The organism is Rhodothalassium salexigens DSM 2132 (assembly GCF_004341375.1).
GTDB classification, from domain to species: domain Bacteria; phylum Pseudomonadota; class Alphaproteobacteria; order Sphingomonadales; family Rhodothalassiaceae; genus Rhodothalassium; species Rhodothalassium salexigens.
The window spans coordinates 1-22,285 of record NZ_SLXO01000011.1 but is presented as its reverse complement, the minus strand read 5'-3'; the positions used below and the strand labels follow the sequence as shown (position 1 = coordinate 22,285).

Sequence of the window (22,285 nt, the reverse complement as noted above, 5' to 3'; positions counted from 1 at the left end):
TGGCGCGCCGCCGGGCGTTCAGAGCGCCTGGCCGTCCAAGAGCCGCGGCCGGTTGCCGATCGAGCCGCGCGCCTGGCGCATGAAGAAGGTCTTGAGCGGCCCGATCCGGTCGACCGCCGCCAGGCCGATGTCGCGGGCCAGGCGCACCGGCGTCACATCGTTGGAAAACAACCGGTTGAGCCCGTCGGTGACGGCCGCCAGCACCACCGTGTCGGCGCGCCGCCAGCGGGCATAGCGCCCCAGCACCTCGGCCGAGCCGATATCGAGCCCAAGCCGCCGGGCATCCACGATCACCTCGATCAACGCCGCCACGTCGCGCAGACCCAGATTGAAGCCCTGGCCGGCGATCGGGTGAATGCCGTGGGCGGCGTCGCCCACCAGCGCCAACCGGGTGTCGGTGATCCGGTCGGCCAGGTGCAGGCTGAGCGGGTAGGACCAGCGCCGCTCCTCGACCGTCACCTGGCCCAGGAAATCGCCGACCCGGCGGCGCACCTCGGCCTCGAAACCGCGGGGACCGAGGCCCATGATCGCCGGTTCCTTCGCGGTCGGCACCGTCCACACCAGCGACGAGCGATTGCCGCGCAGGGGCAGGATGGCGAACGGGCCGTCGGGCAGGAACCGCTCATGGGCGATGCCGGCGTGCGGCAGCTCATGGTGAATGGTGGCGACGATGCCCATCTGGTCATAGGACCAGCGCATGATGTCGATGCCGGCGCGGCTGCGCGTGGCACTGCCGCGGCCGTCACAGGCCAGCACCAGCGCCGCCTCGATCACCCGGCCCGACGCCAGGGCGACGCGGGCGCCGGCTTCGCTGCGCTCGATGGTCTCGACCGCCTCGGGCGCCACCACCTCGACCGCATCGAGCCCGGCGACCTTGTCGGCCATGGCCTGGCGCAGATAGCGGTTCTCGACCAGAAAGCCCAACGGGCCGTCGCCCAGGTCGTCATGGTCGAAGTGCAGGTGCATCAAGGACGGCCCATCAGAGACCCGGATTTCCAGGATCGGCTGGGCGTGCGCGTCCATGGCCGGCCACAGGTCCAACGCCTCGAACAACAGCTTGGAGGCGTGCGCCACCGCCGTCGCCCGGCCGTCGAACGCGGGGTCGAGCGTGGCCGGCAACGGCTGGCGGTCGACCACGCACACCGACAGGCCCTGCTGCGCCAGGCCCACGGCGGTGGTCAGGCCGACCAGACCGCCGCCAATGATCGCCACGTCGGCGCGGCTGGTCTGGGCCCGATCCGCGCGCTGTGGGTCTGCACCGGGCCGGGTGGGGGCTGAAGATCGGGTCATCGCTGTGCCTCGTCTGCTGCGCGGATGGTCCAAGGTCGAAACATTGTCTTGTGCGCGGATTAGACCGGCGGTGCAAGCGCCTGTCCAGGGGCGCCTTGGCCGCAGCCCGAGCCGCCCCCGCACGGCACGCTTCGCCGCCCGAACGGACCAATTGCGCAGGAAATGGGCAGCGTGTTCACCGATTGAGCAATTATCCGCCCCAATACCGGCGCCGGGCCCGGGGCGTGGGCGCAGGCCGGCCCGCCCGCAGCGGCGTTCGCCGGTGCCCGCGCGCCCGGCACGGTTCTTGATTGTGCAGCGCCAAACACCCCCCGGGAGGAACCGCCATGGTCAAAGTGTTTGTCGCCGTGTTCGTCGCTCTTGCGGCCGTCTCGGCCCCGGCTCACGCCGCGGTCACCGACGAGACCGCCTATGTGCTGAACACCTTGTTGTTCCTGATCGGCGGCTTTCTGGTCATGTGGATGGCGGCCGGCTTCTGCATGCTGGAAGCCGGCCTGGTCCGCTCGAAGAATGTGGCGACCATGTGCCTCAAGAACATCGTGCTGTTCGCCCTGGCCGGGCTGATGTACCTGCTGGTCGGCTATCGGCTGATGTATGACGGCGTCGACGGCGGATTTCTGGGCAGCTTCGGCCCGTTCCTGCCCGCCGACGGCACGCTCGACGGCGCCGACGCCGACTTCAGCGCCGGCTATGCCTCGTCCGCCGACTGGTTCTTTCAGATGGTGTTCGTCGCCACCGCCGCCTCGATCGTCTCGGGCACGCTGGCCGAACGGGTCCGGCTGACCGGCTTTTTCGTCTTCGTGATCGTGCTCACCGGGCTGATCTATCCGATCCAGGGCGCCTGGACCTGGGGCTCGGGGCTGTTGACCAGCGACCGTTTCGTGGCCCTGGCCGGCGCCGGTTTCAGCGATTTCGCCGGCTCGACCCTGGTCCATTCGGCCGGCGGCTGGGCGGCGCTGACCGGCGCCATCGTGCTCGGCCCCCGGCTCGGCCGCTACGACCCGCGCGGTCGGGTGCGGCCGATGCCGGGCTCGAACCTGCCGCTGGCCACCTTGGGCACGTTCATCCTGTGGCTCGGCTGGTTCGGCTTCAACGGCGGCAGCCAGCTCGCCATGGGCTCGGGCGCCGACGTCGCCGCGATCGCCAGGATCTTCGCCAACACCAACATGGCCGCGGTCGGCGGCACCTTGGGCGCCATGCTACTGGCACAACTGCGCTACAAGAAGATCGACCTGACCTTCGTGCTCAACGGCGCGCTCGCCGGCCTGGTGTCGATCACGGCGGCACCGCTGACGCCGTCGCCGCTGGCCGCCGTCGCCATCGGCGCGGTCGGCGGGGTGCTGGTGGTGGTGTGCGTGCCGCTGTTCGACCGGCTGCGCATCGACGACGTGGTCGGCGCCCTGTCGGTGCACCTGGTGCCCGGCATCTGGGGCACGCTGGCGGTGCCGCTGACCAACCCCGAGGCCACCCTGGCCGCTCAAGGTCTGGGGGTGCTGGCCACCGGGCTGTGGGTATCGGTGACCAGTCTGGTGGTGTGGCTGGGGCTCAAGGCGACCATCGGCCTGCGCCTGACGCCCGAGGACGAACTGGCCGGCGGCGATACCAGCGAACTGGGCATGGAAGCCTATCCCGAATTCGGCCGCGGCTCGCAGTTCGCCGGCTGACCGCCGCCGCTCCGAGCCCGGCCAGCCCTGGCGTGTTCGCGACCCGACCGGGCTTTGCAATTGCCGGTCGGGTCGTTTACTGTTTGTTCGCGCTTTGACCGAGATCGGCACGCTGTGGACCCGGCGCGCGCCGCCGTACGCGCCGACACCGGGCCTTGAGCCGCCAAGGGGCGCGGGGACAGGCGCGGGGGGACATCGAGCTTGGGGCCTCACCCAAGCCGGGGCGCGGCGGGCCGGAGACCAGGACCCGGGGACCGGGCCGCCGAGGGCGTCGCACCCCGGTTTGTGGCGACGCGCTTGCCCGGACGTGTGGATTTGTATACCCGGAAGGCCCCACGGAAAGGACCCATCACCCCGTGTCCGTTGTGCATTCCAAATCGTTCGGCCGCCGACCGAGACTGCTGCCCCAGGCGTTGAGCCGGCTGTTGCGCCGTCTGGCGGTGCGGGCGGTGGGTGCGGCCCTGGTGCTGGCGGTCGCGGCCCTGGCGCTGGCGCTGATCAGCTATGACGCCACCGACCCCTCGCCACTCAGCGCCAGCAGCCGCCCGGTCGCCAACTGGCTCGGCCTGCCGGGCGCCTATGCCGCCGACTTTCTGGTCGAAACGCTGGGTATTGGCACAGCGGCCCTGTTGTTGCCGCCCCTGGTCTGGGGGCTGCGGCTGATCCTGCTGCGGGGCATCCCGGCGTTTTGGACCCATCTGTTGATCGTGCCGGCGGCAACCTTGTTCGCCGCCTTGCTGGCCGCCACGGTCGCCGGGCCCAGCGGCGGGCTCGGCGGCGGCTTGGGGGCGCTCGGGCTGTCGCTGATCGCCGACGGTTGGGCGGCGCTTGGGGCGGCGCCGCCGCGTTGGATCGAACGGTTGGTCCTGGCGCTGTTATTGGCCAGCGCCTTACCCGCGACGCTCGGGATCCCCTGGCACGAGTGGCGCGGTGCGGCGGTGCGACTGTGGACGACGCTGCGCGGCGCCGAGATGCCGCGCCCACCGGCTCTGCCTTCGCTGCCCTCGCTCCCCAGTTTGCGCCTGGGACGCCGGGCCGAAGCGTCGGACGTCCAGCCCGCCCCCGACACGCCGGCGACCGACGCCGCGGCGGCCGAGACCGTGCCGGTCGCGCGGCCGCGCAAGACCAACCGCTCACCGTCGGACGAGGCCGACCCGCCGACTAAGCCGCGAGGCCGCAAGACCGTCGAGGCACCGGCCAAGCCCGGCCGCCGGGTCGACCCGGCGCCCCAGGGGCAGGTGTTCGGGACCGAGCATGGCGGCTTCCGCCTGCCTGGCCTCGGCATCCTGTCCAAGGCCGACGCCGCGGCCGGCAACACCGCGCTCGGCGCCGACGCGCTGGAGGAAAACGCCCGGCTGCTGGAAACCGTCCTGGCCGATTTCGGCATCAAGGGCGAGATCCTCAACGTCCGCCCCGGCCCGGTGGTGACGCTTTACGAACTGCGCCCGGCGCCGGGCACCAAGTCGGCCCGGGTGATCGGCCTGGCCGACGACATCGCCCGGTCGATGAGCGCGATTTCGGCGCGTGTGGCGGTGATCCCGGGCGCGAATGCCATCGGCATCGAACTGCCCAACGCCGACCGGCAGACCGTGGTGCTGCGCGAATTGCTCGAATCGCGCGCGTTCGAGCGGTCGAACGCCGCCCTGCCGGTGGTCATCGGCAAGGACATCGGCGGCAGCCCGATCATCGCCGACCTGGCGACCATGCCGCACCTGCTGGTCGCCGGCACCACCGGCTCGGGCAAGTCGGTGGGCGTCAACGCGATGATCCTGTCGCTGCTCTATCGGCTGCCGCCCGAGCAGTGCAAGTTCATCCTGGTCGACCCGAAGATGCTGGAACTCAGCGTCTATGACGACATCCCGAACCTGCTGACGCCGGTGGTCACCGACCCCAAGAAGGCGGTGGTGGCGCTCAAATGGGCGGTGCGCGAGATGGAGGAGCGCTACCGCGCCATGTCCAAGCTCGGCGTGCGCAACATCAACGGCTTCAACAAGCGGGTGCGCGAAGCCCAGGCCGCCGGCCAGCCGCTGACCCGCCAGGTGCAGACCGGTTTCGACAAGGAAACCCACCAGCCGGTCTACGAGGAACAGGAATTCGACGTCACGCCCTACCCCCATATCGTCATCGTGATCGACGAGATGGCCGACTTGATGCTGGTCGCCGGCAAGGAGGTGGAGGCGACGGTGCAGCGTCTGGCGCAGATGGCGCGCGCCGCCGGTCTGCACGTGATCATGGCCACCCAGCGCCCGTCGGTCGACGTGATCACCGGCACCATCAAGGCCAACTTCCCGACCCGGCTGAGCTATCAGGTGACGTCCAAGATCGACAGCCGGACGATCTTGGGCGAACAAGGTGCTGAACAGCTGCTGGGCAAGGGCGATTCGCTGTTCATGGCCGGCGGCGGGCGGATCACCCGGGTTCACGGCGCGTTCGTCTCCGACCAGGAGGTCGAGGCGGTGGCCGACTATCTGCGCAAACAGGCGCCGCCCTCCTACATCGAAGAGGTGACCGAGGAGCCCGAGGAAGGCTTCGATTCGCCCTTTATCCCCGGCCCCGGCGGCGGCACGGGCAATGGCGGCGGAGGCGGCGACAGCGACAACGAACTCTATGACCGCGCGGTGGCCATCGTCTTGCGCGACCGCCGCGTGTCCACCAGCTATATCCAGAGGCAGTTGCGCATCGGCTATAACCGCGCCGCCACCCTGATCGACGAGATGGAGCGCGAGGGGGTCATCACCGCGCCCAACCATGCCGGTAAGCGCGAGGTGATCCCGCCGGGCGAGGGCCAGTAGACGGCGACGCCCGCAACCGCCCCCCCAAGCCCAGACCGGGCTGCCGACGAGGCCGGCATCGCCGCTGCGACCAATGAGGATCGACGCCATGACCGACCGAAATGCCCCGCCGTGGCCGCGCCGCCGCCCGGTTCGCCCCAAGGCCCTGACCAGGGCCTTAACCGGGGCGCTGCTGGCTGCGCTCATGGGCCTGCCAATGGGCGGCGCGGCGGCCCAGGAAGGCGCCGGCGCACCCGCGTCCAGCGACACCGCCGAGCCGGGTCTGCCGCCGCTTGAAGCTGAGACGGTGACGCCGGCGCCCGGCGGCCAAGACGCCGCGCGCCAAGCCATCGAGGACTATCTCAACGGTATCGACACGCTGCGCGCCGATTTCGTCCAGATCGGCCCCGACGGCGGCATGGCGCACGGGGTGCTGAAAATCGACCGACCCGGCCGGCTGCGCTTCGACTATGACGACGAGACACCGCTGCTGTTGGTCTCGGACGGCGCCACGCTGACCTTCATCGACTATGAGGTGGGCCAGGTCACCCGCTGGCCGATCGACGAAACGCCGCTCGGGCTGCTGGTGCGCGACCGGATTGACCTGGACGACCCCGCGGCCACGGGCCTGGACCTCGCGTTCAATCCCGGCGCGCTCGCCGGCTATTGGGTGCTCGAAGCCCGTAACCCCGACGGCGACATACCGGGCACGGTGGAACTGACCTTCGTGCGTGAGGCCCAGACGGGCGTGCGGCTGCTCGGCTGGGAGGTGGTCGACGCCCAGGGCTATGTGACCCGGGTCAGCCTGTCCGACGTGACCTTGGGCCAGACCTTCGCCGACAGCACCTGGACCTTCGACGACCCGCGCGGCCTGCCCGCCAACCGCCGCCGGCGCGGGCGCTGACGCGCGAGCTCTGAGGCGCGAGGGGACACGGTGGGCGGGACTGGTGCGCCGCACGCCGCGCCTGGCGCGTCCTGGTGCGTCCTGGCGCCGGTCACGCGAGATGCGCGCGCGCCCGGTTTTACGGGCCGCTGCCGGTGCTTTTTCGCGCGGTCCTGTCTTGAATTCGACAGGAACCAGGAACATCTGTCTTTGCGAACGGTGACGAGCCCCCTTTACCGGATCGAGCCCCCTTCCATCCGGCGTCACCGTGAGCGCCTTGGGCGCTCGGAGCCCGGTCGTCCCCCCGCGACCGGGCTCCTTTCTGTGAGTTTCTACGCGGCGTGCCGGGAGGCGCATGAACAGATGGATTTCGACGATCATGACGCTCTGTTCGAGACCTATCCGACCCTGGCCGGGGTGCGCCGGTTCGCCCGTCTGATCCCGAACACCGACTGGTTCGCCCGGGTCGGCCAGCCGCTCGACCCGGTGGCGCTGGACGAGGCGCGCACCTATGCCGCCGCCCTGGGCTTTCCCGACGCCGAACCGGCGATCCTCGAAGACTGGCAGGACGCCGCTGCTGCTGCTGAGACGCTGGACCTCAACACGCCGGCCTGGGAAGCCGAGGCGCAGTTGCGCCGCGACCTGGCGCTGGCCGCCGAGGCCGAGGTGGAGCCCCGGGTGCTCGAACTGGTGATGACCGGCATCGCCGAACTGGCCGCCGAACCGGTGCGCGACGCCGCCGAGACCACCGCCGCGCTGCTCGGCATCCATGACGAGGACTTCCTGCGCGCGGCCAGCGGCGGCGCTGTCCAGGCGTGCCACCAGGCGGCCCTGGTGCTGGCCGCGGGCCAGGGCGCCGAGCACCCGTTCTCGCTCAAATTCTCGCTCTACGAACACGGCCGCTGGCCGGTCGGCATCGTCGGTGCCAGCTTCAACATCTTCTGATCCCCCCCGCCGCCGCTACGCCCCCAACAGCCCCGGAGACCGGCCCATGGGCGCCTTCCGCCTGATCACCTGGAACGTCAACTCGGTGCGCGCCCGATTGGAACAGGTGGCCCGGCTGAGCCACGAACAGCGCCCGCACATCCTGTGCCTTCAGGAAACCAAGGTCGACGACAACGGCTTCCCCCACAAGGCGATGCGCGCGGCGGGCTATCGCCATGTCTGCCCGCGCGGCCAGCGCATGCACCACGGCGTGGCGATCCTCGCCCGGGTGCCGGTGGTCCACAGCTACAGCCTCGACTGGTGCGGCAAGGGCGACGCGCGCCACATCGCCGTGCGCCTGGAAAGCGGGGTCGAGGTGCATTGCTTCTATGTGCCGGCGGGCGGCGACGAGCCGGACCCCGAGACCAACCCGCGCTTCGCCCACAAGCTGGCCTTTCTCGACGAGATGCGCGCCTGGGCCGAAACGCTCGACCGGCCGGTGGTGATGGTCGGCGACCTGAACGTGGCGCCGCTCGAAACCGATGTCTGGTCGCACAAGCAGTTGCGCAACGTGATCAGCCACACGCCGCCCGAGCGCGCGCGCCTCGACGCGGTCATGGCCGCCCATGACTGGGTCGACGCCATGCGCGCGGCGGTGCCGGCGGAGCATAAGCTGTTCACCTGGTGGTCCTATCGGGCGCGCGACTGGCGGGCATCCAATCGCGGCCGGCGGCTTGACCATATCTGGGTCAGCCGGCCGTTGATGGCGCGGTTTCGCACCATGCGCGTGCTCGACGACGTGCGCGACTGGCCACGGCCCAGCGACCATGCGCCGGTGCTGGCCGATTTCGACGATCTCTAGTCGGCCGGGGGCAGACAGGCCGGGGCGGCGTGCCTATCTCTGGGACTGAGGTTTTGGTGACGAAGGAGTAAAGCCCATGGGACTGCTGATCGATGGCGTGTGGCACGAGGACAATAGCGACCTGATCGCCCCGGACGGATCGTTCCGCCGGCCGGCGAGCCGGTTTGACGGCCGCGTCGGCGGCGACGCGCAGCCGCCGGCGGCCGGGCGCTACCATCTCTATGTGGCCTATTCCTGCCCGTGGGCACACCGCGCGCTGGTGATGCGCGCGCTCAAGGGGCTGCAAGCGGCGATCCCGGTGTCGGTGGTGCACTGGCATCTGGACAATCACGGCTGGCGTTTCGAGCCGACCGACGATGGCGCCACCGTCGACGCGGTCCACGGCTTCGACCGGCTGCACCAAGTCTACACCGCCGCCATGCCCGATTACACCGGCCGGGTCACGGTGCCGGTGTTGTGGGACAACGAGGCCGGCACCATCGTCAGCAACGAGTCCGCCGACGTGATGCGGATGCTGAACAACGATTTCAACGCCGTGGCCGAGCGGCCGGATCTGGACTTCTACCCCGCCGATTTAGCCGCCGAGATCGACGCCATGAACGAGCGGCTGCATGGCGACGTGAACAGCGGCGTCTACAAGGTGGGCCAGGCCAAGACCCAGGACGCCTACGACGCTGCGTTCGAGCGCCTGTTCGCCGCCCTCGACGCGTTGGATGCGCTGCTCGCCAGCCGGCGCTATCTGCTGGGCGATCGGATCACCGAGAGCGACTGGCGGCTGTTCACCACGCTGGTGCGTTTCGATGCGGTCTATGTGGGCCACTTCAAGTGCAACCTGCGCCGCATCGCCGATTATGCCAATCTGGCGGGGTATCTGCGCGAGCTCTATCAATGGCCGGGCGTCGCCGAGACGGTGGTGATGACGCACATAAAGCGGTTTTATTATGTGAGCCAGACCGGCATCAACCCGACCGGAATCGTCCCCGGCGGCCCGGTTCTGGACTTCACCGCGCCCCACGACCGCGATCATCTCAAGGCCGCTTGATCCAACCCAGGGGGTCGGGCGGCATCGCCCTTGTTCCGTGGGCGCGACGAGGGCTGACACCATCGCTGCGAGAGATCCGTCATCGGCCCCGCACAAGCCGAAACCCACCCCGGAACCGGGCCGCAAGGTCGAACCAACCCCTACAGACAGCGTCCTGACCGGCGCCGTTGCGGCAAGCGGGAGACAACTCGACGCCCGTTTCCGGCGCCTGCTACAGTGCCGATCCATTCGACCATAGCAAGGGGAGAGGACAATGCGCAGACATCTGAGGGCGCGGGCCTGGCTGGCCGGAGCCGCCGTGCTGGCCCTGGCGGCATGCGACGGCGGGTCGCCCGAAACGCCTGCTGACCCGTCCACGGATAGCACCGAGACCGGCAGCGCGACGACGACCGCTGAGGCGCCTATGCCAGCGTCGAACGCCGCCGCGCCTGCACCTGAAGCCGATACCGAGGCCGCGTCCGCCGATCCGTCTGGCGACCCGATCGTCGCCGCAGTCCAGGCCAACCCACACCGCAGCGACGCGCAAGCGGCTCGCGACGTTTACCGCCACCCGGTGGAAACGCTGCGCTTCTTCGGCCTGAAGCCCGACCAGACGGTCACCGAACAACTGCCGGGTTGGTATACGGAAATCCTGGGCGCGCTGTTGGCCGAGGACGGCCACTATATCGCCGTGAACGAGCATCCGAGCCTGCTGCCCGAGGACCATCCCTATCGCCCCGGCCGTGCCCGGTTCGTCGATGACTTCGACACCGACCGGCCGATGTTCGGCGAACGGGCCGAGGCGGCGACGCTTGGCGGGCCGGAGCCGATGATCCCCGACGCCTCGGTGGATACCGCGCTGGTCATCCGCGCCACCCACGGCATGGTCTATGCCGGCACGCTCGAACCGATGCTCGCCGAGTATTTCCGCATCCTCAAACCCGGCGGCGTGCTCGGCATCGTTCAGCACCGCGAGGACCCGGCGTCCCAAAACACGCCCGCCGACCGGCGCGGCTATCTGAAGGAAAGCGACGTGATCGAGTGGGTCACGGCGGCGGGCTTCGAATTGGCCGAGAAGAGCGAAATCAACGCCAACCCGAAGGACCCCAAGGACCACCCGCCGGGCGTTTGGGCGTTGCCGCCGGTGCTGACCCTGGGCGAGGAAAACCGCGACACCTATCTGGCGATCGGCGAATCCGACCGCATGACGCTTAAATTCGTCAAGCCAAAGGGCTGAAGCCTCGGGCGGTCGCCGGGCCCGCCCAGCGTCCGCCCAGTGTTGGTCCAGTGCTGGCCCAGTACTGGCACAGGACCCGTTCAACGCCCGCGCCCCGGTTGGCGCGGGCGCTCCGGGCGCTTCCTGGCGGTTCAGACCGGGCAGGCGGTGACCAGCGCGGCCATGTCCGGCCGGGCCCGCTCGGCGGGCTCGCCCACCGCTTGGCCCAGATAAATGAAGCCGGCCACGCGCTCGCCCGGCGCCAGCCCCAGGGCCGCCCGCACCCGGTCGTCATAGGCCACCCACTCGGTCAGCCATTGCGCCCCATAGCCCGCGGCGTGGGCGGCGATCATCAGCGTCTGGCAGACCGCGCCGACGCTCAGCATCTGTTCCCATTCGGGCGTCTTGTGATTCACATCGGGGCACGCGACCACCGCGACCACCAGCGGCGCGCGCTCGAACCGGCCGCGCTCCAGCGCCAGCTTGGCCTCGCTGGTCTCGCCGTCGGCCGCCAGGGCGTCGGCGGCGACCCGACCCAGCCGGCCGCGCGCCGGCCCGTCGATGGTGACGAAGCGGAACGGCACCACCTGGCGGTGGTCGGGCACCCGGGCGGCCAGGCGCAGCAGGCCGGCGAGGGCCGCCCCCTCGGGCGCCGGGCCGGTCATGCCGTCCTTGACCTTGGTGGACCGGCGCCGGGCCAGGAGCGCCAGCGTCTCGGCGCTGGGCCGGGTGGCGTCCAGGGCGCAGCCCTTGGCCGGCTCGGGCAGGCCGGCCAGCAGCTCATCGAGACGCGCACCGGGTGCCGGCGCCGGGTCGGTCGCGTCGACCTCGGTCGGCGGCGTCGGCGTCGTCGTCAGCGGCGGGGGCGCATTGGGCGTCGGGGCGGTGTCGGGCGCGGCCATGGCAAACCTCATCGGGTGGAAACAAGACGGCTATGGTCCACATAGCCCAAGCTTGCCGCTTTTGGAAAGCCCGCGCCGGGCGAAAAAAAAGCGGCCGGGGCACCAGGCCCCGACCGCGTCCGCAGGTTGCCCTGCCGGCGACCTTACCAGCCGCAGGAGCGGCCTTGGTTCTGTTCGTCCAGCCAGTCCTTCAACGGCTTGAAATAGGCCTGGATGGCGGTGGCGTCGGCCTCGGTCTGACCGGTGAACGCTTCCAGCGCTTCCTGCCAGGTCTTGGACGCGCCCATTTCCAGCATGGCGTTGAACTTCTCGCCCACTTCCTTGTTGCCGTAGATTGAGCAACGGTGCAGCGGCCCGTCCCAGCCGGCCATCTCGCAGGCGGCGCGGTGGAACTGGAACTGGAAGATGTGGGCCAGGAAATAGCGCATGTAAGGCGTGTTGCCGGGCACATGGTACTTGGCGCCGGGGTCGAAGGCGTCGGCGGCGCGGTCGACCGGCGCGGTCACGCCCTGATACTGTTCGCGCAGCTTCCACCAGCCCTCGTTATAGTCGTCCGGGGTCAATTCGCCCGAAAACACCTGCCAGCGCCATTTGTCCACCAGCAGGCCGAAGGGCAGGAACGCCACCTTGTCGAGCGCCTGGGCCATCAACAGGCCGATATCCTTGTCTTCCGACGGCACCTGGTCCAGCAGGCCGATCTGCTTGAGATAGTCGGGCGTGATCGACAGCGCGATCATGTCGCCGATGGCCTCGTGGAAGCCGTCATTGGGGTCGCCGCGGTAGAGCGGCGGCTGGATCTTATAGGCGCGCTGATAGATGTTGTGGCCGATTTCGTGGTGGATGGTCTTGAAGTCATCCGCCGTCGGCTTGATGCACATCTTGATGCGGATGTCGTCCTGGTCGTCGAGGTTCCAGGCCGAGGCATGGCAGACCACGTCACGGTCTTCGGGCTTGAGGAACAGCGAGCGCTCGTAGAAGGTCTCCGGCAGCGGCTCGAAGCCCACCGAGGTGAAGAAGTTATCGGCGGTTTCGACCATCTTCATATGGTCGTAGTCGGCGTCCTTGAGCAGCTGGGTCAGGTCATAGCCCGGGTCGGCGTCGCCCTCGGCCACCAGGTCGAAGATCTCGCCCCATTGCTGCGCCCACATATTGCCCAGCAGGTGTGCCGGGATCGGGCCGTCCTGGGGCACCTTGTCGGTGCCATACTGTTCGCCGAGCTTGGCGCGCACATGGCAGTGCAGCGATTCGTACAGCGGCTTGACCTCGCCCCACAGCCGATCCACGTCGGCGGCGAAGGCGTCGGGGTCCATGTCGTACTTGGACCGCCACAGCACGCCGGTGTCGTCATAGCCCAGGTCGCCAGCGCCCTGGTTGGCGATGTCGACCATGGCGGCGTACATGTCCTTCATCGGCTTGGCGACGTCGCGCCAGCCGACCCAGGTGGCCAGCAATTCGTCATAGTCGCGCGAGCTGGCCATGGTTTCCGACAGTTCGCCCAGCGATTTGCCGTCCACCTCGCCGGTGCCGTACATGGACTGCAACTCGGTGGTGATGCGGGCCAGTTCGGCGGCCGCTTCGTCGTCGCCCGCCGGCGCCGGCAGGGTCAGCGATTCCTTCAACAGCATCAGCTTGCGCCGGGTGTCGGCATCGAGCCCCTCGACGCCGTCGAAACGGCGCGCTTCCTGGGCCAGGTCGACGCCCAGCTTGGTCAGCCGCTCGGACTGCTTGGCGGCCAGCCAGTTGCTGTCATAGGTGATGAAATTGGCGTTGATCCAGAACACCCGGCTGGCTTCTTCCGACACTGCGGCGAGCTTCTGGCCCGCGCGTTCGACGAAGGCGCGCGCGTCCTCGGCGGTGGGTTGCGCGGTTTCGGCGGCGGTCTGGCCGGCGTCGCCCGCCGGCGCGGCCGGGGTCTGGGGGTCGCACGCGGCCAACAGGGCCAGCGCGGAGACGGCACCGGCCAGTTGGCCGGCGCGCTTGGTGATCGATGACATGATTGGCTTCCCGTAAACACTGGTTTTACGCGCGTCATAGGAACGCCGGGGATCGGCCTTGTCAATCGACCGAGCGGTTTAGCCGACTGGAAGAGACATGGTCACGCCTGCAAGGGCGTTTGGCGGCTTCGATACTAGCCTGCAATCCGGCCTGATGGAACAGGGCCACGAAAACGGAACAAGCCCTGTCCTTCGACTAAAAAGTCGAAAGCAACAAGGCTTACAGCGTTCATTGAATGTCTTTTATCAGAAAAATGGAGCGGGCGATGAGATTCGAACTCACGACCCTCACCTTGGCAAGGTGATGCTCTACCCCTGAGCTACGCCCGCACCGGACCGACCGGAGCGTCCCGATCGGTGCGGCAGTCTATAGACAAGGCAATGGGGCCGATGCAAGCCCTTTTTTTGGCGATCGCCCAAACGCCCGGATCGATCAATCAGCCCAGCGAAGGCGCACCTCTGTCTGGATCAGGTTTCGAGCGGCGGTGGTTGGCGGCGACGGTCCGCGGCAGCTGACAAGGGCTGGCCGGCCATCTTGGTCTCGGTGCGCCTATCATGGGCCCAGCGAAGGCGCGACTGGTCGGCGACAGCTTCCCCATGCCGCTACCCGCCCCCAAAGCCCCGGCCTGGCGGACCGCACTTACCCCTCCACCCCCGCGTCTATAGGTTGCCCCGCCGCCTATCGCGCCGGACGTTAACCGCAAGACCCCGGGCGCGGCACCCAGGCCCGCCTCGAAGGCCCAAGCCTGGAGTGCACAGCGCCGAGGCGCTCTAGCTGTCACCGATCCGCGCCGGCTCCTCACCAACGATTAAGCTGCACTCCAAAATTGGAGTAAATATGAAATATTTTGCTAAATCCAGCTCTTGTCACTTCTTAGCCAGAAAATTTTTTGGCACATAACATGCAATATTATAGAAAACGATCCCACAGTTTATTTACACACAGTTGAATTTTTTATTTTGGTCGATACTATCCGTCATAAATGTGGCCTTTTGGCAACATTCGTTTTTTTCAACAGCTTTAATCTGTCTAATCGCTTTACAGGGTTTGATGGGCCCGATCTAATCACACAGGTAGCTTGGGTTTTTCGCAACAATCTGACTGCGATGTCAGGTCGGCGGCATCGCCATTAAAAATTTGCCCAAGAGACACGAATACCTGCCGACAAGTTCGTATGAGGGAACGCTTAGTAATGACAAACGGCTTTTTTAAGCGATCGGCGCTGTTCGGCACGTCCGCCATTGCGCTGTTGGGGGCCACGGCCGGGGCGCACGCCCAGGCGGTCGACGATCAACAAGACTCCATGATGGAGGTCGAAGAGATCGTCGTTACCGGGTCGCGCCTGGCGACCACCAATGTCAGTTCGCCCGTGCCGGTGGTGCAGATCGGCGCCGGCCAGATCGACAGCCGCGGCGTGGTACGCGTCGAAGAGGTGCTGAACGTGCTGCCGTCGTCGTTCGGCGACCAGACCAGCACGGCCGGCAATGGCGCCACGGGCACGTCGTCGGTCAATCTGCGCGGCCTCGGCGCGGTGCGCACCCTGCCGCTGATCGACGGCAAGCGCATGCCGTTCGGCTCCGACGCCACCGCCGCACCGAATCTCGACATGGTGCCGACCCAACTGATCGAACGGGTCGACGTGGTCACCGGCGGTGCCTCGGCCATCTACGGCTCGGACGCGGTCGCGGGCGTGGTCAACTTCGTGCTCAAGGACGATTTCGAGGGCATCGAAGTGGACGGCCAGGTGGGCTTTCACCATGCCGGCAACAACAATTCGTTCATGGAAGCGGTGACCGGGGCCGACGGCTATCCCCAGCCCGATTCGACCATGGACGGACGCGACGTGTTCGTGACCATGACCATGGGCGCCAACAGCGCCGACGGCCGCGGCAACATCACCGCCCATGTGGCCTATCAGAACCAGAACGCGATCCTGCAAGGCGACCGCGACATCAGCGCCTGCGGCATCGCCGGCAGCAGCTCCGACCTGGGCATTGCGTGCGTCGGCTCGTCGAACTATCGCCGCTTCAACACCGACGAAGGGACCATGTTCCTGGAAGAAGACGGCACCCTGGTGCCGTTGGTGGGCGGTCCCGAGCAGACCTACAACTATGCGCCGCTCAACCACTTCCAACGCCCCAATGAACGCTTCAACATCTACACCCGCGGTCACTACGACCTGAGCGACAATGTCACGGCGTTCATGGACCTGTCGTTCATGAACAACAACACCAAGGCGCAGCTGGCGCCGTCGGCGTCGTTCAACCGGGCGTTCCAGATCAACTGCGACAACCCGCTGCTGCAAAACGGCGCCGGCCCTGACGGCGCGGGCACGAGCTTCTACGACGCACTCGGCTGCGCCGCCATCATCGACGCCTATGAGAATGGCGAACGCGACAATGTGGACCGCCAGTTCTTCAACAGCCACCGCAACGTCGAAGGCCAGCCGCGCGAGACCGAATACGACAATACCAGCTGGCGGGTGGTCACCGGCCTGCGCGGCAGCGTGCTGGACAATTTCGACTGGGAAGTGTTCGGCCAATTCTCGCGGGTGAAGAGCCAGGACATCATGCGCAACGACCTCAACTTTAACCGGGTGCAGCAGGCGCTGTTCGCGGTTGAAGGCGAGAATGGCCAGATCGTCTGCGACCCCGAGCGCAACCCCGACAAGGGCTGCGTGCCGTGGAACATCTTCGGGCGCACCGCCGACGGCGACAGCATGGTCACCGCTGCGGCCACCGACTTCATTCAAGGCGTCGGCATGAGCATCGGCGAGACCAACCAGCGGGTGGTCGGCGGCACCATCGGCGGCGATTTCGGCCGCTATGGCATGACCTCGCCGTTCGCCGAGGACGGCGTGTCGATGCTGGTCGGGCTCGAATACCGCAAGGACGAACTCAGCCGGACGCCCGACGACATCTCGCAAGTGGTCGGCGGCATGGGCCTGACCGGCGGCGGCGGCGGCACCTTGCCCGTGGAAGGCAATGTGGAAGTCGTCGAGATGTTCATGGAAACCCAGATCCCGCTGGTCCAGGACGCGTTCCTGATCCGCGAGCTGTCGCTGAACGGCGCCTATCGCCGGTCGCAATACGAGACCAACGGGGCCGACCCGATTTCCGGCGACCCGACGTCGAACAGCTTCGGCACCAATACCTTCTTCGTCGGTGGTAACTATGCGCCGGTGGACGACATCCGATTCCGGGTCCAGTTCCAGCGCGCGATCCGGGCGCCGAACGTGATCAACCTGTTCACCACCCAGAACACCGACCTGGTGGACCTGGCGGCTGGCGCCAACACGCTGTTCGACCCGTGCGCCAGCGGCGTCGACGGCGACGGCAACCCGATCGCGCCGGCCGCAACCCGCGAGCAGTGCGCGCGCACCGGCGTGACCGACGAGCTCTACGGCAACATCGAGGACAACCCCGCCGGCCAGTACAATATCGTCACCAGCGGCAACGCCCAACTGAAGCCCGAAGTGTCGGACACGTTCACCGTCGGCACGGTGTGGACGCCGTCCTACCTGCCCGGCTTCTCGCTCGCGATCGATTACTTCAACATCACCATCAATGACGCGATCAGCGAGATCCCGGCGCAGACCACCCTCGACAGCTGCATCGCCACCGGCGACGAGCGCTTCTGTGGCCTGATCCAGCGCGACAGCCTGGGCACCTTGTGGCTCGACAACTCGAATTTCGAGGGCATCCGCACGCCGCTCGACAATATCGCCCAGTTGAAGACCACCGGCGTCGACTTCTCGATGAAGTATGGCTTCGACCTGGAAAGCATCGGGCTCGGCAATTCGGGGTCGCTGAACTTCGACTATAACGCCACCTGGCTGCGGTCGAATTCGTTCACGCCCATCGAAGGCACGCCCGAGGTGGAGTGTCAGGGCTTCTACCGCGGCGGCTGCGGGGTGCCGAACCCTGAATACCGGCACCTGTTCCTGGCCACCTGGAACACCCCCTGGGCCGTGGACGTGACCGCCACCTGGCGCTACTTCGGCGATACCGAGCTCAACGCCGGGACCGCCAACCCGATCGATGCGGTGCTTGAAAGCCGCAACTATCTGGACATGGTGGTGCGTTGGCAGGCGACCGAATACGCGGAGTTCCGCCTTGGCGCCAACAACCTGCTGGGCAAGGATGCGCCGATCTCCACGTCGGCGGGCAATGCGCCGGGCAACGGCAACACCTTCCCCGCGTCCTACGACATCGACCGCTACATCTTCTTCGGGATCAACCTGTCTTACTGATCCCGGCGGATCGATATCCAAAGCGCATGGCCGCGACCCCTGCCGGGGGTCGCGGTTTTTTATGGCCTGGGCAGGCCCGGCCCTGTCTGGTGCCGCACGGCAAAGATCTGATGGGCAGAAGGGCGCCCGCCCGACCCAGCCCAAACGACCCCAGGTTCAAACGAACCCCGATCCGGCCAAGAGCGTCGCGGGCGACCCGGTGCGGCCGGCTATATGGTCCCGCGTGGCGGGGCTCGCCTCGCCGACGCTTGAAAAGCCCCGGCTCAACGATCACCCTTTAGGCGACTGTCGCGCGCCCGGCCGGCGTGCCGGCGGCGCCAGGGGCGTCGGTCCGGGCGGCTCGGCCGGACCTGCGCTTCGTCGTGTTTCACCGCCCCGCCGGCGCCGGTCGCCGAGACCGCGGCGCCGGCGGACCCCAGACCCAGGCCCCGAAGCCAGAGACGTCAGGGCCCCGATTCAGGATCACTTCGCGACCATGGAACCGATCATCAACGCCGCACCCGACGACAAGACGCTGATCAAGGACAGCGACGAACGCGCCTTCGCCCAGGATGTGATCGACGCCTCGCAAGAGGCTCTGGTGCTTGTCGATTTCTGGGCCGATTGGTGCCAGCCGTGCAAGCAATTGACGCCGGCGCTTGAGGCCGCGGTGCGCAAGGCGCGCGGCAAGGCCCGGCTGGTCAAGATCAATGTGGACCAAAACCAGGGCCTGGCCGCTCAGTTGCGCATCCAATCATTGCCCACGGTCTATGTGTTCAAGGACGGTCGGCCGGTCGACGGCTTCCAGGGCGCGGTGCCGGAAAGCCAGATCACCCAGATCATCGACGCCCACGCGAGCGAGGGCAGCGGCAACGACCAGATCGAGGCGGCGCTCGATCAGGCGGCACAGTTGCTCGACGCCGGCGACGCCGAAACCGCCGCCGCGCTCTACGCCCAGATCCTGCAAGCCGACGGCGAGGAGAAACGCGCACTCGCCGGGCTCGCCCAGGCGCAGCTCAAACTCGGCCAGCCGGACGAAGCGCGGGCGCTGCTCGACGCCGTGCCCGAGGCCGAGCGGGCCAAGCCGCCCTTCTCCCAGGTCCAGGCCGCCCTGGACCTTGCCGCGCAGGCGACCGCCGCCGGCGATCCGCAGGCGCTCAAGGCGCGTATCGAGAAGGACCCGGACGATCTGGCGGCGCGCTACGACTTGGCCTTGGCCTTGGCAGCCGCCGGCGACCGGGCGGGCGCGGGCGATCAGCTGTTGGAGATCCTCCGCCGGGACCGGTCCTGGAACGACGACGCGGCGCGCAAGCAACTCGTCACCCTGTTCGAAGCCGCCGGCCCGACGGATAGCTTCACCCTGGAATATCGCCGCGCTCTGTCTTCTCTTTTATTTGCCTGAGCGCCGAGAGGGATATGCCATCGACCGCGGATCTGCCTACCGTCTTTCCCATTTTTCCGCTGAGCGGCGCGGTGTTGTTTCCCCGCGCCACCATGCCGCTCAACATCTTCGAGCCGCGCTACCTGGACATGGTGCGGGACGCCCAGGCCGGTGCCGGCATCATCGGCATGATCCAGCCGCGCGACGCCGGCGGGCCCGGCGACCCGCCGGTCTTCGACGTCGGTTGTGCCGGGCGGCTCGACCGGGTCGAGGAGACCGGCGACGGGCGCCTGCTGATCGCGCTCGAAGGGCTGTGCCGGTTCCGGGTCGTCGAAGAACTGACCTGCACCACGCTCTATCGCCAGGTTTCCGCGGATTTCACGCCGTTCCTGTCCGATCTGGAGCCGCCGGCCGCCCACGGCACGGTGGACCGCGAGCGGCTGCTGGCGCTGTTGAAGGCGTATCTCGACGATCGCGGGCTGGAGGCCGAGTGGGACGCCCTCCACCGCATCGACGATGAAACGCTGGTCAGCGCCCTGGCCATGCTGTGCCCGTTCGACACGCCCGAGAAACAGGCGCTGCTCGAAGAACCCACATTGACCGGCCGGGCCAAGGCGGTGATGTTGCTGCTGCAGTTTGAAACCATGGCCGCGGACCCAACGTCGGCCGCCCCGCACTGATCGCGCGACGGGCGGCCGGCGGCGTGGGCGCCGGCCGATGTCCGTTCGGTGCCCCGATTGGCCGTGAGCCACGGGGCGCCCAGCCAGAAGAGCGTTCGCCATGTCCGACCCGCGCTATCCCTCGCCCGACCCGCAAACCCAGGCCACCGCCCCCGAGATCGACGGCGCCGATGCCGACACCGGCGACGACCGCCCGGCTGCGGGTGGGTTTGGCTCTCCCCATCACGGTGTGGACCCGAAGCTGCTCGAAATCCTGGTCTGCCCGATCACCAAGTCGGTGTTGCGCTATGATCCCAGCCGCGCCGAATTGGTCAGCGCCGCGGCCGGATTGGCGTTTCCGATCCGCGACGGCGTGCCGATCATGCTGGTGGACGAAGCACGCCGGCTGGACGACACGCCGCCGGCAGTCGCCGGGCCGGCGAGCGACCCCGCCTAGCAGGGGCTGCGCGCGCCCGGCGATCCGCCTCCGTTCGCGCCCCCGATACGCACACCCAATACGCGCCTTCGTGCGCGCCTTCGTCCCCGCCCATCACCCCCAGGCCCGATCATGACCGACCGCGACGCCCGCCCGCCCGGCACTTCCAGCCCCCCCAAGGACGCCCGCCAGGTGGTCGACCTGGCCTATGATCGGACGACCCGGCGCTTGGCGATCGGCTTTGCCGACGGCGCGCGGTTCACCCTCGGGGCCGAGTTTCTACGCGTTCATTCGCCAAGTGCCGAGGTCAAGGGCCACGCCGGCCAGGGCGGCACCCTGGTGCGCGGCAAGGCGCGTGTGGCCATCACCGGGCTCGACCCGGTGGGCACCTATGCGGTCAAGATCAGCTTTGACGACGGCCACGACACCGGACTTTATAGTTGGCCCTATTTGCGCGATCTTTGCGAGAATGCGGACCGCTATTGGGCAGAGTATCAGGCGAAGGTATCCCAAGACCGCCCGTAACACATTATTAACCAAATAAAGACTGTTTTCATCCCCTGAAAGCGCGGCTATACTGCAATGTGAAACTTATGATGTAAAGTCGGCGTATATACAAAGGGGATCAAGGGATGGTCACAACGTCCCGGAAAAGGGCGCCGTCCGATCCGGACGAGCCCGGCGAAGGCGGCTCCGGGGGGCCGTATGACGAGCCGCAAGCCGACCGCGACGAGCCGGGGCTGCGCGGCCTGCGCCGTGCGGCGTCGAAGCGAAAAGAGGAACGCGCCATGGCCAACGAACCCGAAACCGCGGTCGGTACCCGCAAGCGCGCCGCCGCCACCGTCAAGGCGGGCTATGAAGACGAAGACTATTCGGTCTCGTTCCCGCTCAAAGCGGTGCGCACCGGCGGCAAGGACAAGCGCGACCGGCCGATCGAGGACGTGCTGTGGGCCGTCCACGACTTCAAGATCTACAAGACGCCGCAAGGGGTTTCGCCGCACTTCTCCGACGACCCCGTGGTCGCCGAGGAACAGCGCGAGCGCTATCTGAAGCTGGGGTCGCAACTGGCTGCCCTCGACCATCTGATCGGCCGCCTGCCGGGCGGCGACGGCCGGCGCGGGTCGACCAACAATCGCAGCTACTACGAGCGCGAGATGGCGCGTGGCATCGCCCAGGCGCTGAGCGGCGACGAAGACGCCGGGCGCGAGACCATGAGCCATCTGACCACGGTGCTCGAACAAAAGGTCGGCAATGTGGGCCGGCTCTATTACTTCCGCATGTGTTTCCTGGTCACCGCCGTGGTGTTGTTGGCCGGCGGGCTGATGCTCAACCTGGCGCCGACCGGCTTCGACCCGGGCTTCGCCATCGCCGGTATGATGGGCGCGGTGGGCGCGCTGGCCTCGGTGGCGGTCAGCCTGCGCGGGCTCAGCGTCGATGTGGGCGCCAGCGCCGGGCTCAATTTCCTCTATGGCGGCTTCCGCGTGTTCGCCGGCGTGATCATCGCGCTGATCGTCTATCTGTTGCTGCGCTCGGGCATCGTCACCCAATTGAGCGCCACCGGCGGGGATGGCGCCATGGACATGGTGAATGTCTACAAGTTGGCGTTCATCGCCGCTGCCGCCGGTTTTGCCGAACGCCTGGTGCCGGATCTGTTGAACCGGGATCAGACGCCCCGTCCCATGCGGCCCATTGCGCCGCCGCACGGGCTCCAGCCGCGCGACTATCGCTGAGCGCCGGCCAACAACAAAAGGACGGAAAGCCCCGGTTCGCGCCGGGGCTTTTTTCTTCCGGCCCTCTGTCAATCAGACGCGATTTCCTGAACACCGATGTTCCCGAATGGCTTAGCGGTGATCTTTCAGAGAAAATCTGCACCGACCCGGCCCACAGCGACCGCTGCGACGGCGCGGCGGTCAGGCCCGCCCCCTTGCCCATCGGCTCGTCCCGGCCCATGTGACCTAGGCCGTAGACTCATAATTTCGCAGCCATATCCGCGTTGAAGCGAGTTTCACGGCGGCGAGGAAGTTCTCGGGTTTCTTGTCATAGCGCGTGG

Annotated in this window: 16 protein-coding genes, 1 tRNA gene and 1 pseudogene; 13 read left to right on the top strand and 5 right to left on the bottom strand. The window is 67.7% G+C overall.

All coding sequences use genetic code 11. The features are described from left to right. Positions 1 to 18: 18 nt before the first annotated feature. Positions 19 to 1,290 carry a UbiH/UbiF/VisC/COQ6 family ubiquinone biosynthesis hydroxylase gene (locus tag EV659_RS12675; RefSeq protein ID WP_132709262.1) on the bottom strand — a complete coding sequence of 424 codons (1,272 nt, stop codon included), beginning with the start codon at positions 1,288 to 1,290 and terminating at the stop codon, positions 19 to 21. A gap of 326 nt (positions 1,291 to 1,616) precedes the next feature. On the opposite strand from EV659_RS12675, the gene EV659_RS12670 reads away from it, so the two are divergent. The 7 genes from EV659_RS12670 (at position 1,617) to EV659_RS12640 (ending at position 10,652) form a co-directional block, all read left to right on the top strand. Beyond that, a complete protein-coding gene (locus EV659_RS12670) occupies positions 1,617 to 2,954 on the top strand; it encodes an ammonium transporter family protein (protein WP_132709261.1) in 1,338 nt (445 codons plus the stop codon). Positions 2,955 to 3,310: 356 nt separating this feature from the next. After that, the gene (locus EV659_RS12665; RefSeq protein ID WP_200287560.1) at positions 3,311 to 5,746 is read left to right on the top strand and encodes an FtsK/SpoIIIE family DNA translocase; all 2,436 of its coding nucleotides are present in this window, start codon (positions 3,311 to 3,313) and stop codon (positions 5,744 to 5,746) included. An 88-nt stretch (positions 5,747 to 5,834) separates the two neighbouring features. Then, the gene (locus EV659_RS12660; protein ID WP_132709260.1) at positions 5,835 to 6,629 is read left to right on the top strand and encodes a LolA family protein; all 795 of its coding nucleotides are present in this window, start codon (positions 5,835 to 5,837) and stop codon (positions 6,627 to 6,629) included. 342 nt (positions 6,630 to 6,971) lie between these two features. Beyond that, complete coding sequence (locus EV659_RS12655) at positions 6,972 to 7,553, top strand: hypothetical protein (protein ID WP_132709259.1); 582 nt, start codon at positions 6,972 to 6,974, stop codon at positions 7,551 to 7,553. Between the two features lie 46 nt (positions 7,554 to 7,599). Next, entirely contained in the window at positions 7,600 to 8,394 is a 795-nt protein-coding gene (gene xth, locus EV659_RS12650) for an exodeoxyribonuclease III (RefSeq protein WP_132709258.1), read from the top strand. Positions 8,395 to 8,470: 76 nt separating this feature from the next. Next, entirely contained in the window at positions 8,471 to 9,436 is a 966-nt protein-coding gene (locus EV659_RS12645; RefSeq protein WP_132709257.1) for a glutathione S-transferase family protein, read from the top strand. 403 nt (positions 9,437 to 9,839) lie between these two features. Further along, positions 9,840 to 10,652 (top strand): class I SAM-dependent methyltransferase, encoded by an 813-nt coding sequence (locus EV659_RS12640; RefSeq protein ID WP_132709256.1) that lies wholly within the window; start codon positions 9,840 to 9,842, stop codon positions 10,650 to 10,652. A gap of 131 nt (positions 10,653 to 10,783) precedes the next feature. Here the strand turns inward: EV659_RS12640 and EV659_RS12635 are convergent, their stop codons facing one another. From EV659_RS12635 to EV659_RS12625, 3 genes are all read right to left on the bottom strand, one after another. Beyond that, positions 10,784 to 11,533 carry a nitroreductase family protein gene (locus EV659_RS12635; RefSeq protein WP_200287562.1) on the bottom strand — a complete coding sequence of 250 codons (750 nt, stop codon included), beginning with the start codon at positions 11,531 to 11,533 and terminating at the stop codon, positions 10,784 to 10,786. Positions 11,534 to 11,676: 143 nt separating this feature from the next. Continuing rightward, entirely contained in the window at positions 11,677 to 13,527 is a 1,851-nt protein-coding gene (locus tag EV659_RS12630) for a M2 family metallopeptidase (RefSeq protein ID WP_132709255.1), read from the bottom strand. Between the two features lie 255 nt (positions 13,528 to 13,782). After that, a tRNA-Gly gene (locus tag EV659_RS12625) sits at positions 13,783 to 13,857 on the bottom strand. Positions 13,858 to 14,720: 863 nt separating this feature from the next. Here EV659_RS12625 and EV659_RS12620 point away from each other — a divergent pair. The 6 genes from EV659_RS12620 (at position 14,721) to EV659_RS12595 (ending at position 21,965) form a co-directional block, all read left to right on the top strand. Next, positions 14,721 to 17,780, top strand: coding sequence for a TonB-dependent receptor domain-containing protein (locus tag EV659_RS12620; protein ID WP_165878884.1), 3,060 nt, complete (start codon positions 14,721 to 14,723; stop codon positions 17,778 to 17,780). A 475-nt stretch (positions 17,781 to 18,255) separates the two neighbouring features. Continuing rightward, the gene (gene trxA / locus EV659_RS12615) at positions 18,256 to 19,161 is read left to right on the top strand and encodes a thioredoxin (protein ID WP_132709253.1); all 906 of its coding nucleotides are present in this window, start codon (positions 18,256 to 18,258) and stop codon (positions 19,159 to 19,161) included. A gap of 14 nt (positions 19,162 to 19,175) precedes the next feature. Continuing rightward, complete coding sequence (locus EV659_RS12610) at positions 19,176 to 19,820, top strand: LON peptidase substrate-binding domain-containing protein (protein ID WP_132709252.1); 645 nt, start codon at positions 19,176 to 19,178, stop codon at positions 19,818 to 19,820. Between the two features lie 229 nt (positions 19,821 to 20,049). After that, positions 20,050 to 20,256, top strand: a complete 207-nt coding sequence (locus EV659_RS15260; protein WP_200288121.1) for a Trm112 family protein — start codon at positions 20,050 to 20,052, stop codon at positions 20,254 to 20,256. A 111-nt stretch (positions 20,257 to 20,367) separates the two neighbouring features. Continuing rightward, the gene (locus EV659_RS12600) at positions 20,368 to 20,760 is read left to right on the top strand and encodes a gamma-butyrobetaine hydroxylase family protein (protein WP_132709250.1); all 393 of its coding nucleotides are present in this window, start codon (positions 20,368 to 20,370) and stop codon (positions 20,758 to 20,760) included. A 107-nt stretch (positions 20,761 to 20,867) separates the two neighbouring features. Continuing rightward, positions 20,868 to 21,965: a hypothetical protein gene (locus EV659_RS12595; RefSeq protein WP_132709249.1), complete on the top strand. Its 1,098-nt coding sequence runs from the start codon at positions 20,868 to 20,870 to the stop codon at positions 21,963 to 21,965. Between the two features lie 225 nt (positions 21,966 to 22,190). Here EV659_RS12595 and EV659_RS12590 read toward each other — a convergent pair. After that, a pseudogene (locus tag EV659_RS12590) lies at positions 22,191 to 22,285 on the bottom strand (IS5/IS1182 family transposase); the annotation flags it as partial.